At 70.4% G+C, this 16,456-nt stretch carries 16 protein-coding genes; all 16 read right to left on the reverse strand.

Features of this window, described 5'->3' with window-relative positions; translation table 11 throughout:
• Positions 1–63 precede the first annotated feature (63 nt).
• A complete protein-coding gene (locus tag BWR60_RS24000; RefSeq protein WP_088153682.1) occupies positions 64–1,170 on the reverse strand; it encodes an ABC transporter substrate-binding protein in 1,107 nt (368 codons plus the stop codon).
• Positions 1,167–1,928: an IclR family transcriptional regulator gene (locus BWR60_RS24005; protein WP_088153684.1), complete on the reverse strand. Its 762-nt coding sequence runs from the start codon at positions 1,926–1,928 to the stop codon at positions 1,167–1,169. Before BWR60_RS24005 ends, BWR60_RS24000 begins: the two co-directional genes overlap by 4 nt.
• A gap of 226 nt (positions 1,929–2,154) precedes the next feature.
• On the reverse strand, positions 2,155–3,012 hold the full coding sequence (phnE, locus tag BWR60_RS24010) for a phosphonate ABC transporter, permease protein PhnE (RefSeq protein WP_088153686.1): 858 nt from the start codon (positions 3,010–3,012) through the stop codon (positions 2,155–2,157).
• Between the two features lie 2 nt (positions 3,013–3,014).
• The gene (phnE, locus tag BWR60_RS24015; RefSeq protein WP_088153720.1) at positions 3,015–3,884 is read right to left on the reverse strand and encodes a phosphonate ABC transporter, permease protein PhnE; all 870 of its coding nucleotides are present in this window, start codon (positions 3,882–3,884) and stop codon (positions 3,015–3,017) included.
• A 13-nt stretch (positions 3,885–3,897) separates the two neighbouring features.
• Positions 3,898–4,827: a phosphonate ABC transporter substrate-binding protein gene (phnD, locus tag BWR60_RS24020; protein ID WP_088153688.1), complete on the reverse strand. Its 930-nt coding sequence runs from the start codon at positions 4,825–4,827 to the stop codon at positions 3,898–3,900.
• 43 nt (positions 4,828–4,870) lie between these two features.
• The gene (phnC, locus tag BWR60_RS24025; RefSeq protein ID WP_088153690.1) at positions 4,871–5,698 is read right to left on the reverse strand and encodes a phosphonate ABC transporter ATP-binding protein; all 828 of its coding nucleotides are present in this window, start codon (positions 5,696–5,698) and stop codon (positions 4,871–4,873) included.
• 505 nt (positions 5,699–6,203) lie between these two features.
• Positions 6,204–7,577 carry a substrate-binding domain-containing protein gene (locus tag BWR60_RS24030; RefSeq protein WP_179221925.1) on the reverse strand — a complete coding sequence of 458 codons (1,374 nt, stop codon included), beginning with the start codon at positions 7,575–7,577 and terminating at the stop codon, positions 6,204–6,206.
• Between the two features lie 310 nt (positions 7,578–7,887).
• Positions 7,888–8,688 carry a calcium-binding protein gene (locus tag BWR60_RS38735; protein WP_088153694.1) on the reverse strand — a complete coding sequence of 267 codons (801 nt, stop codon included), beginning with the start codon at positions 8,686–8,688 and terminating at the stop codon, positions 7,888–7,890.
• Positions 8,689–8,958: 270 nt separating this feature from the next.
• Entirely contained in the window at positions 8,959–10,830 is a 1,872-nt protein-coding gene (locus tag BWR60_RS24040) for a Gldg family protein (protein ID WP_088153696.1), read from the reverse strand.
• A gap of 5 nt (positions 10,831–10,835) precedes the next feature.
• Positions 10,836–11,570, reverse strand: coding sequence for an ABC transporter permease subunit (locus tag BWR60_RS24045; RefSeq protein WP_088153698.1), 735 nt, complete (start codon positions 11,568–11,570; stop codon positions 10,836–10,838).
• Positions 11,571–12,329, reverse strand: coding sequence for an ABC transporter ATP-binding protein (locus tag BWR60_RS24050; RefSeq protein ID WP_088153700.1), 759 nt, complete (start codon positions 12,327–12,329; stop codon positions 11,571–11,573). It abuts the gene before it with no gap.
• A gap of 10 nt (positions 12,330–12,339) precedes the next feature.
• Positions 12,340–12,690 carry a hypothetical protein gene (locus BWR60_RS24055; RefSeq protein WP_144445729.1) on the reverse strand — a complete coding sequence of 117 codons (351 nt, stop codon included), beginning with the start codon at positions 12,688–12,690 and terminating at the stop codon, positions 12,340–12,342.
• Positions 12,691–12,716: 26 nt separating this feature from the next.
• Positions 12,717–13,628, reverse strand: coding sequence for a peptidylprolyl isomerase (locus BWR60_RS24060; protein ID WP_088153704.1), 912 nt, complete (start codon positions 13,626–13,628; stop codon positions 12,717–12,719).
• On the reverse strand, positions 13,625–14,281 hold the full coding sequence (locus tag BWR60_RS24065; RefSeq protein ID WP_144445730.1) for a polyketide synthase docking domain-containing protein: 657 nt from the start codon (positions 14,279–14,281) through the stop codon (positions 13,625–13,627). The genes BWR60_RS24060 and BWR60_RS24065 overlap by 4 nt, the downstream gene beginning before the upstream one ends.
• 11 nt (positions 14,282–14,292) lie before the next feature.
• Positions 14,293–15,900 carry a putative porin gene (locus BWR60_RS24070; protein WP_179221926.1) on the reverse strand — a complete coding sequence of 536 codons (1,608 nt, stop codon included), beginning with the start codon at positions 15,898–15,900 and terminating at the stop codon, positions 14,293–14,295.
• An 8-nt stretch (positions 15,901–15,908) separates the two neighbouring features.
• On the reverse strand, positions 15,909–16,456 hold a 548-nt coding region (locus tag BWR60_RS24075), incomplete at its 5' end, for an energy transducer TonB family protein (protein ID WP_144445731.1).

Here is a 16,456-nt window from a genome sequence, read left to right on the forward strand (position 1 = left end):
GGGTGAGGGGGATGCGGGCGGTCACTGGCCCGCCATCGCCGCGGGTGAGGGGGATGCGGGCGGTCACTGGCCCGCCATCGCCGCCTTCCACTTCTCGACGAAGGGGGCGGCCTCGGCGATCAGGCCCTTGTCGAAGCCGGCGATGATCATCTTGTCCTTGCCGACCGTCTTCTCGATGCCCTGGTAGGTGTAGCGGACCTCGGCCTCGTCGACATCGTCGCGCAGCGGGGTCAGGCCGCCCTTGCCGATCAGGGTCTGGCCGGCATGGCTGAAGGCGTAATCGACGAACAGCTTGGCCGAGTTCGGGTTGGCCGTGCCCTTCGGGATGCCCATGCCGCGCAGCATCATGATGGTGCCGTCATCGGGGAAGGCGAAGCCCAGCAGCTCGCCGCCCGGCTGGTCCAGCCGCGGGAAGATGGTGATGCCGGACACGGCGACGCCGACGACGTATTCGCCGGTGGCGATCTTCTCGTTCATTGCGCCGCCCGAGACCTCGCCGCGGATCATCGGCCCGATCTTGGCCAGCTCGGCCCAGCCATCCGCGCCCTTGGCGTTGAGGAAGCTCCACCAGGCGGCCAGGCCGAAGGAATTGCGGGCCGCGTCATAGGTGGTGATCTTGCCGTCGAAGGTGCCGTGGTCCGCCGCCGCCTTCGCCGCCAGCGACGCGAAGCCGGTCGGCCGCTGGTCGTCGGTCAGCAGGGCGGCGTTGTAGGTGATGACCAGCGGATCTGCGGAGAGGGTGTAGACGCCGGGTGCCGGATGGGCGAAATCGGGCAGGGCCGCCAGCTCGGGGCTCTGGTAGTCCATCATCCGGCCGTCGCCGGCATAGGCCGCCCAGCGGTCATTGGCGCCGGAGATCAGGATGTCGGCGGTGCGGGAGCCCGACCCGGCCTCCGCCTCCCAGCGCGAATGCACGGTGCCGGAGCCGAGGTCGAGCGTCTCGACCTTGATCCAGGGATAGAGAGCCCGGAAGCCCTGCAGCAGCGGCTGCCAGTTGGTGTCCGCCATGTTCGAGTAGACGACGAGGCCGCCTTCGGCGCGCGAGCCCTCGATCACCGCGGCGTAGTCGGCCGGATAGCCGGCGGGCACCTTCGCCTCCTGGGCGAGGACGGTCGTTGTCGTGGCGGCGAGGGCGATGGCCAGGAGTCCGGCGGCGATGGGGTGCTTCATGTGCGGGTGCTCCTCCCAGAGCGGTTGCTGCTTCGTTTGGCGAGCTCGGCCGAGATCGCCTGTGCGCCGTCCAAAACGGCCCGGGTGATCTTCGGCAGGTTGGCGACGACCCGGGGGTGCGGGCCGGAGATGTTGAGGGCGGCCACCGCCCGGCCAGCGCCGTCGAGGATCGGCGCGGCGACGCCGGAGGCGCCTTCGACCACCCCTTGGGGGTTGAAATGGAAGCCGTCGCGCGCGGCGGCCTCGGCGCGGGCCTGCAGCTCCCGCCGCTGCCCGGCATCCAGGCCCAGGCGGTCGCAATAGGACGCCAGCTCCGCGGCCGGCAGCCCGGCCAGCAGCACCACGCCGCTCGACACCTGGTGCGGCACGCGGGTGGGGCCGATGTTGCGGTCGTACCGGATCTCCCGGTCCGGCAGCAGCTTGTTCAGGTAGCGGATCTCGTCGCCGTCCATGACCGCGACGAACACACTCTCGCCCGATTGCTCGACCGCTCGGGCCAGATGCGGCGCGGCGAGGCGCAGCAGGATGGCCCAGGCCTCCCGGCCCCCAGGGCGGTCGCCGGGCAGGCGGACCAGGCGGTAGCGGCCGTCGGCCAGCCGCTCGGCATAGCCGCGCTCCACCAGCAGGCGCAGCAGCAGCAAGGTGCTGCTCTTCGGCAGGCCCATCGTCTGCGCCACATCGGCCAGCGCCGCCGGCTCGGCCCGTGCCGCGAGCCATTCCAGAAGATCGAGGATGCGCTCCGCGCCCCTGCCGCTCACGTCCCGGGCCTCTCCCTATGATCGTTCAGTATTTTGAACGAGTTCTCTATTTTGAATCTATGAGCCAGGGCAAAGGGCTGTCAACCCGACCAATTGCTCACCGTCATTGCGAGGAGGCGAAGCCGACGAAGCAATCCAGGGGCCGGTGCGCACCGGCCCCTGGATTGCTTCGCTGCGCTCGCAATGACGGTGCCTGGGTTTCGAAAAGCTCTCCGCGGCCGGTCGATCAGCCGCGCCGGGCCGGCGGGCGGATGATCGCCATCCGGATCCGGCGCGACGCGGCGTCGATCGCCGCCACCGTTGCCAGGATCATCAGGATGATGAACAGCACCTCGTCCCAGTTGTTGATGCGGATGCGGTCGGACAGCTGCAGGCCGATGCCGCCGGCGCCGACGATGCCGAGGATCGCGGCCGACCGGGTGTTGGATTCGAAGAAGTAGAGGGCGTGGCTCAGCATCAGCGGCAGCACCTGCGGCAGCACCGCCAAGCGCAGCGACTGCAGCCCGTTGGCCCCGGCCGCGCGCACGCCCTCGACCGGCCGGCGGTCGGCGCCCTCGATCGCCTCGGCATACAGCTTGGCCAGTACCGCCATGTCGCTGAAGGCAATGGCCAGGATGCCGGCGAAGGGTCCCATGCCGACGGCGCTGACGAAGATCAGCGCCCAGACCAGCGTGTCGACGCCGCGGAAGCCGTCGAAGATCCGGCGCAGGCTGAAATGGAAGATCCAGTTCGGCACGATGTTGCGGGCGCCGAGGAAGCCCAGCGGCACCGCGGCGATCACCGCCAGCATCGTGCCCAGGAAGGCCATCGCCAGCGTCTCCAGCAGCGCATAGGCGAAGTCCCACAGGGCGCCGCCGTCCGACGGCGGCAGCATCAGCCCGATCATGAAGCCCAGCTTCGACAGCCCGCCCCAGATCCGCGCCGGCGAGGCGTCGATCCACCACAGGCCGAAGCCGAACACGGCCAGGATGCCGATCCAGGCGCCCCAGCTGCGCGCCCGCTCGGCCGCGGAGCGGCGGAACAGCCGGGGATGGGCGGCCCGCAGCGCCGCCAGCTCCGCCGCGGTGATGGTCGCCCGGGCCATGGTCACACCATCCTCAGCGCGTCGCGGCCGATCAGGCGGTGGCGCACCGCCTCGCAGCCGAGATCGATGATCGACACCAGGGCGATGATCAGCAGCAGGATGGCGCTGATGTCGGGATATTCGAACTGCCGCACCGACAGGTACAGCTCCTCGCCGATGCCGCCGGCGCCGACGATGCCGATGGCGGAGGCGGAGCGGACATTGATCTCGAAGCGCAGCAGGGCGTAGCTGGCGAAGTTCGGCAGCACCTGGGGCAGCACCGCCAGCCGCATGATCGCCGGCCAGGCGGCCCCGGCGGCGCGCACGCCCTCGATCGGCCCCGGGTCGACATTCTCGTTCACCTCGGCGAACAGCTTGCCCAGGGCGCCTGCGGTGTGGACCGCGATCGCCAGCACGCCGGCGAAGGGGCCGAGGCCGAAGGCGTAGACGAAGATCAGGGCATAGACCAGCTCCGGCACGGTCCGCGCCACCTCCAGCACCCGCCGGCAGGCGAAGTGCAGGGCGCGGCCCTGCACCAGGTTGCGCGAGGCCGGGAAGCACAGCAGCAGCCCGGCCGCGCCGCCCAGCACCGTGCCGGTGAAGCCCATCAGCACGGTCTCGCCGGCCAGGCGCAGCCAGGTGCCGAAGCCCCAGTACCACTCCCCCAGATCGGCACCGAGGGTCTCGGCGCGCAGCACCGGCACGGTGCCCCAGACATAGGCCCAGGCCTGCGGCAGGCCGGCCGCCAGCCGCGCCGGGTCGACCTCGCCGATGAGAGCCGAGGCGACCAGCGCGGCGGCCAGCACGAGGCCGATGCCCAGGGTGCGCAACCGCTTCTCCGCCTGCTGCCGGCGATAGCCGCGCTCGAAGCCGTCGAGGGAGCCGGGGCTCATGGCGCGGCCCCGGTCAGGAGCCGCGGCGGCGGCGCTCGGCCGCATTCATCTCGGTGATGGCGATGATGTCGAGATAATCCTCGTGTTTCGCCGGGACGAAGGCGGACCAGAGGCCGTCGCTGAGCTGCTTCTGCGCCGCCGGATCCTCCTTTGGGAAGGCGAACAGCGCCTCGGTGAAGGCGTCCTGCAGCTCCTGCGGCAGGTCGGTGCGGACCACCCAGGGCGAGTTCGGGATCAGGTCCGAGGTCCAGATGATGCGCACGGAGCCCTTGGGGATCATCCCCTTCTCCTCCATGCGCTGGATGTTGCCGCGCTGGGCATTGGTCCAATGGGTCGCGGCGGCCTCGAAGGTGCCGTTCAAGAGGGCGATGATGCCGAGCTCATGGCTGCCGGAGAAGGCGGTGGTGCTGAAGAAGCTGTCCGGGTCGATGCCGTTCTTCTTCATGAAGTAGAGCGGCACGGCGTAGCCCGAGGTCGAGTTCGGATCGGCATAGGCCAGCGACTTGCCCTTCAGGTCCTGCAGGCTGTGATACGGGCTGTCGGCGCGGACCGCGATCACCGAGTGATAGCCGGTGGCGCCGTCCATCTCCTGCGTCACCGCCACCGGCTTGACCCGGTCGCCCATCACCTTGCGGGCCAGGGCGTAGCTGGCCGGGCCGAAGGTGGCGAATTCGGCGTTGTTCGAGCGCATCGCCTCGACCACGGCGGCGTAGTCGGTGCCCCGGGTGATCTTCACCGGCACGCCCAGCTTGCGGCTGAGATAGGCGGCGAAGGGCTCGTAGCGGGCCACCGAATCCTTCTCGTTCTCGCTGCTGGAGATGCCGAAGCGCAGCTCCGGATATTGCTGGCGCCAATCCTCGGCGCGGGCGGGCAGGGTGGCCAGGGCGGCCATGGCCAGGGCGGCGGCCAGCGCCAGGCGGCGACGCAGAGGTGCGATCGGCATGGGTCTCTCCGGGTCGGGGGCCGGCCCGCGGGCCGGCGGTTCGTCAGAGGGCGAAGGCCGGTTCCGGCCGGGATGCGGCCGGCCGGGGGACCGCCGCGGGAATGGTGTCGGTCAGGCTCTCGTCGATCGCCTCGTCGCTGCCGCGGCCGTAGATCGCCTGCACCCGGCCCGTGGTCAGTTCGGCCGGGGACCCGTCGAACACGATGCGGCCGGCGGCCATGCCGACGATGCGGTCGCAATAGCGGCGCGCCGTCTCCAGCGTGTGCAGGTTGCACAGCACGGTGATGCCGTCCTCCCGGTTGATCCGCCGCAGCGCGTCCATCACCAGCCGGGCGTTGCGCGGGTCCAGCGAGGCGATCGGCTCGTCGGCCAGGATGATCTCGGGCGATTGCACCAGCGCCCGGGCGATCGCCACGCGCTGCTGCTGGCCGCCGGACAGGGTGTCGGCGCGCTGCAGCGCCTGGGGCAGCAGGTCCAGCCGGTCCAGCGCCCGGGCGGCCATGCCGCGCTCGGCCTGCGAGAAATGCTTGAACATCACCGGCAGCGTGCCGCTGGCGGCGACCCGGCCGATCAGGACGTTGGTCAGGACGTCGAGCCGGTTCACCAGGTTGAACTGCTGGAAGATCATGGCGCAGCGGGCGCGCCAGGCCCGCAGCGGGGCGCCGCGCAGGGCGCCGATGTCGGTGCCTTCGAACAGGATGCGGCCGCCGCTGGGGTCGACCAGCCGGTTGACCAGGCGCAGCAGCGTCGACTTGCCGGCGCCGGAGCTGCCGATGACGCCGACCATCTGCCCGCGGGGGACGTCCAGCGTGACCGCGTCGACCGCGGCCACCGATCCAAAGCGCTTCGTCACCCCGCCGAGCTGCAGCATCGGTCGAACCTCCTGATCCATAGACCTTGGCATCAAAGGTCTATATGAATTCGTCAGTTGTTGGGCCGGAGATAGAAGAAAATCTCCGATGGATTGGAGTCCGGCCGGCGTCACGGACAGTATCTACGCTTTATTCGTGACACTGGTATTTCGGATATCTGAAATCATCCGGCCGGATCGATTCGATGGGTTCGTGCGTATGGGGTGCGCAGCTCTTCCGTCGTGGCATCTGCGCTGCGGGCCACGGGCGGATTGAACGATCGGCGCGGTCGGCCGCTGCGGAGCCTGCTTCCAGGTTGCCGCCCGATGAGCGCCGCGAAATCTGAGGCAAAAGGCGGCCAGCCCTATCTGATATGCGCGCTTTGCTTCCGAGGCGATGATGTGCCCTCGGTGGCGAGGGCGCCGGCGGGCGCAATAAAAAAAGCCCGCACCGCCTTGGGGCGATGCGGGCCGGCTTGGGAGACCGGTGAGGATCCGGAGGATCCTCACCGAGTCTTCATGGCCGTTACGGGCAGGTGGTGATGCCGGTGCTGACCCAGCTGTTCGCCGCAGTCTTCACGGTCGAGGGCAGCGGCGCGAAGGCGGAGTTCCGCGCCAGGGTGTCATAGGTGCCGCCGGCGGTGTAGCCCGCGACGAAGGCCTTCAGCGCGGTGACCTTGGCCGCCGAGGCGTAGCAGCCGTAGAAGTTGATCAGCGTGAAGCCCGCGGCCGGATAGGCCGTGGAGCCGGTCGGGTTGCGCATCGCGGTGGTGTCGGCCGCGGTGCCCCAGGCCGCCTGGGTGTTGGTCCCCGGCACGACGAAGGACGCGGTGGCCGCGGTGGTGTAGGTCGGGGCCGGCGGGCGCGGGGTGTCGCCCGAGATCGGGCCGCCATTATTGTAGTCGAACTGGTTCTGCAGGTTGGCAGCGACCGGGGCCGGGCTGATCGCCGGGGTGGTCGACTGCTGCGTGTAGTCCGGGCTGACATAGCCGATGGCGCCGGAGGTCGCGGCGACGGCCTTCGCGACGCCGTCGCTGCCGGTGGCCGCGGTGAAGGCGGCCGGCCAGGTCACGGTGGTGCCAACGCCGCCGGTCCAGCCGTCGAGGTTGCCCGCGGCATGGCTGGTGGTCTTGTCGGCCTGGGTGCCGACGCAGACCGTCGCCAGGTGGCGCGAGAACAGGAAGGTCGTGCCGCTCGAGTCAGCGCGGCGATAGACCTTGATCGGCAGGCTGGAGGTCAGCGCCACGCCGCCGTTATCGGCGGTCAGGATCGGGTCGTTCCAGTTGGTGATCTTGCCGGTGAAGATGCCGCAATAGGCGCGGCGCGACAGCCACAGGCCGCTCGAGCCACCGGTGGTCTGCTTCGTGCCGGTCGGAACCGCGTGATTGATGGTCAGGCCGGTGGCGTTGAAGGCGATCGCGACCGGGCTGCCGACGGTCGGGATCTGGATGCCGGCGCGGCGGGTCGGCTGGACGGCGCTGGTGTACTGGCTGACCTGGGCGGCGGTGAGGGTCGCGTCGCTGGCGGCGAAGTCGAAGAACGCCGAGCCCGCGCCGTAGCCGTTGGTGCCCTCGGCGTAGGGGATGAACGAGCTCTGATAGGGCACGAGGGCCGGCGTCGCGTTCGGCGACTGCTGGGCGAGGAACGCGGTCAGGCCCGCGCCGCTGCCCAGGGAGGCAAAGGCGATGCAGTTCGCGCTGGCCGGGTTGCAGCTGGTGAAGCCCACGCCGGCGAAGTTGTCGAACCAGGCGCTGGTACCGGTGGCGGCGCGATACAGGTTGAACGGCAGGGTGGCGCCGGCGCCGTAGATCGCACCCGCGGCCGAGGCCGGGGCGGCGTTGATCAGCAGAGCGCCCGCGGCGAGCGCGAGCAGGCTGCAGGTCTTCAGACGGATGGACAAGTGTCGTCTCCTTCCTGACGTATCGATGAGTCGAGTCGGGGGGGGGGGGGGGGGGGGGGGGCGGGGGGGCCCGCCCCTTTTTTTGATCACCCTTTCGGAAGATCAGCGGGTCGATGTTGCAGGACTCATCTGTTCCGATCACATGATTCCAAATTAACCTGATGAATCCGTGATCGATTCTTTGAGGATTCGTGACATGAATCCTAAGTAAATTTAGATAAATACATAAGCCAGACAGCGAGTAGCGACGTCAGAGGCAAATGGATTCTAGTGATTATTTGCTTCCGGGAGCCATTCAGCGATGGCTGGATCAGAGGACGAAGTCAGCGGCGGCGAGGGTGCCGATCCCGTGGACTTCGATCTGGAGATCCGCCGTCTTGTCGCCGTTGACATCGGCCTGGACCAGCACGGTCGACGCATCGACCAGCTCGATGCGCAGCTGGCCGGCATGGCCGCCGAAGGCGTCGGTGCCGATGAAGGCGAACGCCTGGTTGCCGCTGATCTTGCTGTTGGCGTCGATCGCCGACAGGTCGATCAGGTCGTGATCGGCGGTCGAGAAGTCCTGGATGATGTCGGCCGCGCCCGGCGTGCTCTGCGAGACGCTGCAATACACGAAGCTGTCGCTGCCGGCGCCGCCTTCCAGCTGGTCCTGGCCGGCGCCGCCGACGATCACGTCATTGCCGTCGCCGCCGCCGATGAAATCGTCGCCGGCGCCACCCTGCAGCGTGTCATTGCCGTTGTCGCCGAACAGCGAGTCGCGGCCGTCGCCGCCCAGCACCAGGTCGTCGCCGCCGTTGGCGAAGATGGTGTCGTCGCCGGCGTCGCCGTGCAGGATGTCGGTGTCGAGGCCGCCGCCGATGGTGTCGTCGCCATCGCCGCCATCGACAACGTTCAGGCCGTTGCCGGTGTCGATGGAATCGGCGCCGGCGCCGCCGAGGATGACGTCGTTGCCGTCGTTGCCGTAGAGGGCGTCGTCGCCGTTGCCGCCGTCGATGATGTCGCTGCCGGCGCCGCCCTCGATCTGGTCGTTGCCGTCCCGGCCGAAGATGATGTCGGTGCTGTCGGTGCCGGTGATGATGTCGTCACCGACGGTTCCGTTGATCAGGCTCATGGTGCTCCCCCGATATATCGGTCTTCGATCATGCTGCTGCCCGAGAGCGACCTGGGTGGTCCGGCGTCAGAAGGGCGCCGAATCGGGCATGTGATCTGCAAGATCTCGCCGGACCATGACTCTGATCATATAGTGATTCTGTTTCAGGCCGGAGACTCGAAGGTGACTCAATCAAATCATTTCCAATTCATTTTAGAAAAAATACTTTATATCTATAAATGATTTTAGATCACGCCAGATGAATATATCGGCGTATGTCGATTTTAACTGTCAGATTCTGCGAAATCGCCGAAACACGGTAACTGAAGACATCAATATTATAATCAGAATTGGGATGGCCGCGAGGTTCAGCCAGATCAGCCGTCGTTCGATCGTCTCCACATCCTCGCGCAGCTGCTGCCGGACCTCGCGCAGCTCCTGGCGGGTGCCGACGATCTTGCCGCGCAGATCCTCGATCGCCTGGCGCGACGGCTCGGCGCCGCCCTCGGCTCCCTGCGCCGCCGCCATGTCGCGCTGGAACCGGGCCAGCCGCTCGGTCAGCGCGGTCTCGCTGTCCTGCAGTCGGGCCGCCGCGGCGCGGCCGATCTCGGCGATCCGGGTGAAGGGCCGGGCGCCGGCCGCGCGGTTGCGCAGCGCCGACAGGTCCTGCGTGCCGGACAGCTCCTCCAGCAGCGCCAGCAGGAAGTCGCCATTGGCGGCGAAGGCGCGGGCCGGCTGCCCGGGCTGGCCGCGGGCCACCCAGAAGCGGTCGTCGAGGATGTCGGTGTCGGCGATCACCACCAGGTTGAGCGCGTCGGTCTCCAGCTTCCGCCCCGGCGGCGGCGCGCCGTCGACGGCGACGCCGTCCGGCAGCTGGTCGGCGAAGGCGCTGCGGGCATGGCCGTTGACCCGCGCCGCCAGCACCAGTTTCTCGTTGCCCGACGGGTGGGCGGCCCACAGCGTCTGCGGGTCGGTGCGCGGCACGATCTCGTCGACATCGACCGGGGTGCCGTGGTCGCCGGTGAACAGCAGCGGCGAGAACTGCGTGGTCGCGCCCATCAGCGGCCGCAGGATGCCCGCGGTGCCGACCGTGATCGGGCCCAGCCCGGCGAAGGCCGGATCGGACGTGTCGCGGTTCTGCTCGCGCAGCGTCAGCCATACCAGGTGCTGCAGCTGCAGCGGCCGGCCGTCGTCGCGCCGGACGGTGATGCTGGAGGCGAGGTCGCGGTCGCCCGCCACCCGGCCGATGTCGAGGGTCAGCCCCCAGCTCGGCCCGAAGGCGCCGAGGGCGGAGAAGGAGGCGCCGCGCGCCGCCTGCTCCGGCAGCCGCTCCGCCGCCGCCTCGGACAGCGGGTCGACCAGCACCAGGGCGCGGCCGCCGGCCATCAGGAACTGGTCGATCGCATATTGCGCCGTCGGCGGCAGGTCGCGCGGATGCACCAGCAGCAGCACGTCGATCACGGCGGGGTCCAGCGCCGCCGTGCCCTTGGCCGTCAGGTCATTGATCGCGATCGGCCTGACGTCGAAATCCTGCTGCATGTCGCGATAGGCGGTGAAGGCCGGCAGCACCCGGCCGCCGAAGGCCAGCGCGCCGCCCAGCGGCAGGGTGCTGACCACCGCCACCTGGCGGCGGTCCGGCGAGGCCAGCCGCGCGATCATGCGGGTCAGCTGCAGGTCCAGCGTCGGCTCTTCCTCCGGCCGCAGGAAGGGGATGGCGACATGGTCGGCGGCGTTGCTGCCGACCAGGCCGAAATAGATCGGGTCGCCGCCCCTGGTCAGCGGCAGGCCCAGCAGGCCGTCGGCGACGGCGCGGTCCTCGGCATCGCTGAACGGTTCCGGCGCCTCGCGCTGCAGGATCAGCCGGTCGCCGGCCGCGGCGGCGTAGTCCTCCAGCCGGGCCTCGACCCGGCGGGCATAGCCGGCCAAAGCGGGGGAGGCGGCGGCGATCCGGTCGGACACGACGAGGCGCAGCGTCACCGGCCGGCTCAGATCCCCCAGCACGGCGCCGGTGGCGGCGTCGAGCGCGTGGCGCCGATCCGCGCTGAGGTCGAGCCGATATCCGCGCAGGGCGCCATCGGCCCAGAGATTGACGCCGACCGTGGCCGCCAGCGCCAGGGCCAGGGCGGCAAGTCCGGCCAGGCGGTGTCGGAGCGGGCGCCGCATCGCCGTCACCCCGCCCGCCGCAGGCCGAGCGCCACCGACGCCCAGACCAGGAAGAAGCCGGTGACGGTGGCGAAGAAGACGAGGTCGCGCAGGTCGATCACGCCGCGCGCGATCGGCCGGACATGCGGCAGCACCCCGAACACCGCCAGCGCGTCGGCGGCCCCGGCCGGCAGGCGGTCGCCCAGCAGCCCGGCCAGCGCCGGCGCGCCGGGGATGGTGACGAGCAGGCACAGGGCGACGCCGAGGATGAAGGCCACCACCTGGTTGCGGGTCACGGCGCTGGCGGCGGAGGCGACGGCCAGGTACAGCCCGGCCACCAGCAGGCTGCCGGCATAGCCGGCCGCGATCACCCGGTGGTCGGGGCTGCCCAGCCAGGCGACGGTCAGCCACATCGGGAAGGTCAGGGCCAGGGCCAGCGCCATCACCGCCCAGCCGGCCAGGAACTTGGCCAGCACCGCGGCACCGGGGCCGATCGGCAGGGTGAACAGCAGTTCGGCCGTGCCGGTGCGCGCCTCCTCCGCCCACAGCCGCATGGCGATGGCGGGGGCCAGCAGCAGGTACAGCCAGGGCAGGAAGGCGAAGAACGGCTCCAGATCGGCCTCGCCGCGGCCGAAGAAGTCGCCGGCATAGATCGGCAGCGCCCCGGCCAGGACCAGGAAGACGATGACGAAGACGGCGGCGATCGGCGTGGCGAAATAGCCCGCCAGCTCGCGCCGGAACAAGGCGAGGCCGGCGCGCATTCAGGCGGCCTCCGCCGGGCGCGGCGCGTCCGGCGATGCCGAAGCGTCCGGCAGGGTGAGGGCGCGGAACAGCCCAGCCAGGCGGCCATCGGGCGAGCGCGCGGCCAGCGCGGCCGGGGTGTCGTCGGCGCGGATGGTGCCGGCGGCCAGGATCACGGCGCGGCCGCACATCGCCTCGACCTCCTCCAGCACATGGGTGGAGACCAGGATGGCCTTGTCGCGGCCCATCTCGCGGATGGCGTCGTGCATCTGCTGCTTCTGGTTGGGGTCGAGGCCGTCGGTCGGCTCGTCCAGGATCAGGATCGGCGGGTCCGGCAGCAGCGCCGCCGCCAGGGCGGTGCGCCGCCGGTAGCCCTTGGACAGGGTCTCGATCGGCCGGCGCAGCATGGGGCCGAGCTCGACCCGCTCGGCCGCGGCCGCCACCGCCGCACGCCGGGCCCCGCCGACCAGCCCGTGCACGCCGGCGACGAAGCCGAGCAGGCCGGCCGGCGTCATCTCGGGATATAGCGGCGCGCCCTCCGGCAGGTAGCCGAGCCGCCGCCGTGCCTCGATCGGCCGGCGCTGCACGTCGATGCCATCCAGCGCCGCCATGCCGTCATCCGGCTCGAGATAGCCGGCCAGCATGCGCAGCAGCGTCGACTTGCCGGCACCGTTCGGGCCGAGCAGGCCGACGACCTCGCCGCGCCCGACCTCGAGCGAGACGCCGGCCACCGCGATCACGGAGCCGAAGCGGCGGTGCAGATGCTCGGCGCGGATCATCTCCGGACCCTCAGGCCGCCGCCGGGGTGGCGGCGCCCTCGATCCCGATGCCGGGGATGTCCGCGATCGGGCCGAAGGTCCGCTCATAGGACGCCACGGTCTCGGCCAGCTTGCGCGCCAGATCCTTCATCGTCACCGGGCTCATCGCCAGGCTGACCAGCCATTCCGTGGCCATCGGCTCGGCCGAGGGCGAGGGGCCGGCCCCGACGACGATGCGGGCGCGGCCGACCAGCAGCTGTGCCTCGGCCGCATTGGCGGTCAGGTGGAACAGCGAGAAGTAGCGGGTGTCGGGGGAAAAGCGCTCTCCCGCCCCGTTGGCGGCGCCGTTCGCCGTGCCCGGCTGGGTCTGCTGCGTGGTCATGATCGTCTCCATCGGTTCCGTTCGGGTCACTGCGTCGGGGCGGCGGGGGCCAGGCGGGACAGGATCTCCGCGACCGCGATCTCGTTGATCGCCGGCGGGGCGGCCCCGACCAGGCCTTCGACGTATCGGCGCCGCAGATCCGCCGCCTGCTGGCGGCGCACCGCCTCGACCAGCAGCGGCCGGACCTCGTCGAAGCCCTGCACCCGCGAATCCCTGCGGTCGATCAGGCGGATCAGGTGCCAGCCGGCCTGGCTGCGGATCGGCGCGCTGACGGCGCCCTTGTCCAGCCCGGCGACCGCCTGGCGGATCTCGGGCAGCAGCTGGTCCTCGGACAGCCAGCCCATGTCGCCGCCATTGTCGGCGCTGTCCTGGTGCTGCGAGGACTGCCTCGCCAGGGCGGCGAAATCGGCGCCGCGGGCCCGGGCCTTCCGGCGCAGGTCGCCGATCTGGTCCTCCGCCGCCGCGGCCGCCTCCGCCGAGGCGCCCTGCGGCACCGGCAGGAAGATCTGGGCCAGGCGCAGCTGCGCCGGCGCCACGAAGCGGGCGGTGTTGTCGTCGTAGATCCTGCGCAGGTCGGCCTCCGACGGCGCGGCGGCCGGCGGCTCGGATCGGGCGGCGAGCCAGGTCTCGACGACCACCTGCTGCCGCGCCTGGTCGATCATGGCCGCGACCTCGGGCCGGTCGGCCCAGCCGGCCTTGGCCGCCTCGGCGGCGACGGCGCGGCGCGTCAGCTCGGCCCGGATCAGCCCGTCCAGCGCCTCGCGGCTGGCCACGGCCTGGGCCCGGATCTCGGGCGAAAGGCCGCGCAGGAACGCCTCGATCTCGGCCGGCGACAGGCCGATCGCGCCCATCCGGGCGACCGGCTCGGGCTGCTGCGCCGCGGCGACCGGCGCGGCGCCGAGCGCGAGCAGCGCGACGAGGACCGGAAGGCGCCTCACTTCGACGGCGTCCGGTAGCGGGCGTCGGTCAGCTTGTCCTGCAGGTCCTGGATGATGTTCTCCATCTCGACGCTCTTGAGCTGGGTGAACGGCTCGTTCTGCGTCAGCACGTCGCCGAGGTCCTTGCCGTCATAGGCGGCCAGCACCTCGCGGCCGACCTTGTAGAGCTGGTCGTTGCTGGCCTGGCAGGCCTTGAGGAAACCCGAGGTCTGGTCCAGCCCGGCCTGGGCCGTGGCCCGCCGGCCTTCGGTGTCGTGCAACTGGCCCTGGGTGCGGCCGAGGCTGCGCCGGGTCTGGTCCAGCTCGCCCTGGGTCGTCTCCAGGGTCTTGGCCGCGGTGTCCAGCTCGGTCTGCAGCCCGTCCGCCTTCTCGGTGGCGGCGTCGAGCCGGCCCTGGACCTGGCCGATCTGGGTGCGCAGCTGCTTGGCCTCGGCGTCGCGGGTGGCGATGGTCTGCTGCGCCTGGCTCAGCTGCGACTGCAGCGAATTGGCCTGGTTCTGGGCCGTGCGCAGGTCGACCGTGGCCCGGCGCAGCGCGTCGCGCAGCTTGCCGACGTCGCTCTCCTCCTGCGCCGCGGCCGGGCCGGCGAGGCCGGCCAGCACGGCGAGGCACAGGAGAGCGGCCGGGATCGTCCGATGGCGGGTGGCGAGCATCATTCCCTCCGTCAGAAGCGCGCGTTGAGGTCGAGCATCAGCGTGTCGACGGAGAATTTCGGGCCGCTGATCGCGTCGCTGCTGAGCCAGCGCAGCCCGAGCCAGACATCGTCGACGACGCCGTAATTGCCGGCCAGGACGAAGCCCTTGGCATTGGTGCCGCCATTGTGGAAGTCGCTGTCGGTGAAGGCGTCGATCACCGAATCCGACTCCAGGTACTTGTAGGTGAAGCTCGCGTTCCAGTCGTTACCGTGCTGGATGTCGGGATGGCCGACCAGCACGCGGGCGAGATAGGCCATGTTGCCGCTCTTGCGGCCGGTCTCGGCGACGCGGGCCGTCACCTTGTCCTTGTCGTAGCCGAGATTGGCCACCAGGTCGCCGGTCAGCACGATGTGGATCGGGTCGAAGGCCGAGATGTCGAGGGAGGTGGTGACGTTCAACTCCTGGAACTTCGAGGCCAGGCCGAAGGCGACCAGGTCGTCGTCGTCGATGGCGGGGTTGCCCTTGTCGCCGACGTCCCACAGGCTGTTGCCCTTCTGCATGAAGGACGGCACCGAGGTGTTGCGGCGGCGGTCGTCGAGATCGATCGCCCGCGGGTCGCCCAGCACGTTGTGGAAGTCGTAATAGGCGACGCCGAGCTTGAACGCGGCATCGTCATAGGGCCGCCAGTCGACGCCGATCTGGCCGCCATACAGCACCTGGTCGCGGGCGGAGAAGGCCAGCTCCTTCAGCGGGAACAGGCCGACCGCGCCCCAGGCGTCCAGCTGGTCCAGCACCGGCTGACGGTAGCCCAGCGCGACGCCGTCGAAATTGACGTCCTCGTCCCACACCAGGTCGGTCGAATAGAACGGGTTGCCGAAGCGGCCGGCATCGAATTTCAGCGTGCCGCCGGTGCCGATCGGGTCGCCCTCGTACTGGATATAGGCGCGGTCGAGGTTGAAGTTCTTGTTGCCGAGCGCCATCGACATGTCGCCGTTGGTCGAGACCGGGTCGAGGTCGTTGCCGGTGGCGAGGCGGATATCGGTGCTGAAGCCTTCGCCGAGATCGGCCTTGACGCCCAGCCGGGCGCGGATCTGGCCGCGATAGCGGTCGTCGCGCGAGTTGAGCAGCGGCGGGAAGGATTGCGCGTCGTTGATGCTGGTGCCGTAGCCGTCGTTGTTCAGCTTCTGGAAATCCAGGAACTCGGCGTTGTTCGGGTCGTAATAGTCGGCCCGGCCGCGCACCCGGACATCGCCATACAGCTTCACCTTGTCGAGCCAGGCCGGCAGCGTGCCGGGGTCGCCCCAGCGCTCGGTCTTGGCCTGGGCCAGGACCTCCTGCTTGACCTCGTCGCGGATCTGGTTGCGCACCACCTCCGGCACATAGGGCACCCGCACCGTGCCCGGCGGGGTGCCGGGCGGCACCGCCTGGCCGCTGGCCCGCTGGTTCGCCTCCGCCGCCCTGGCCTCCTGTTCGGCCTGGGTCAGCAGCACCTGCGCCTTGTCGCGCGACAGGATGCCCTCCTGCACCAGCAGCCGGATCAGGGCCAGCGTCGTCGACTGCTCGGTCGGGGTCTGGCCGTGGGCCGCGCCGACGGCGAGAACGCTGATCGCGGCGGCGAGGCCGATTGGCTTGAACATCAGATCCCTCATGCCCTGGACTGCTGGATGTTGAGCTGGATGCGAAGGGTGACCGGCGTGCCGCTGGGCGGCGCCTGGCCGAAGGAGCCGAGGCGGCGCACCGCCTCCACCACCGCGTTGTCGACCGAAGGATCGCCGCAGGATTGCGCCAGGCGGATCTGGCCGATCCGCCCGTCCGACCCGACCGAGATCGCCAGCACCACCGAGGCGCGGCGGCCGCGCACCGTGTCGCTGCCGTCGACGACGCGGCGCAGGGTGGTGTCGCGCTGGGCCGCCCGCTGCGATTCCACCAGCGCGTACTGGCCGTAGCCGCCGCCCCCGCCGCCGCCTCCGCCGGTGCCGAGGCCGCTGCCGCCCTTGCGCGCGGTCAGGCAGTCTGCGCCGGCGCAGGCTTCGCCCTCGGCGTCCAGCGCGTCGTCGCCCGGCGCCTTGTCCTTCGGCCCGGCCTGTTCCGGTTTCGGCTCCTCCGGCTTCGGCTCCGGCTTGGGTTCCTGCACCGGCTCCGGCTCCTTGATCTCCGGCGTCTTGACGTCCTCCGGCGGCTTCACCTCGGGTT

The organism is Inquilinus limosus (genome assembly GCF_002195995.1).
In the GTDB taxonomy this organism is placed as follows: domain Bacteria; phylum Pseudomonadota; class Alphaproteobacteria; order DSM-16000; family Inquilinaceae; genus Inquilinus; species Inquilinus limosus_C.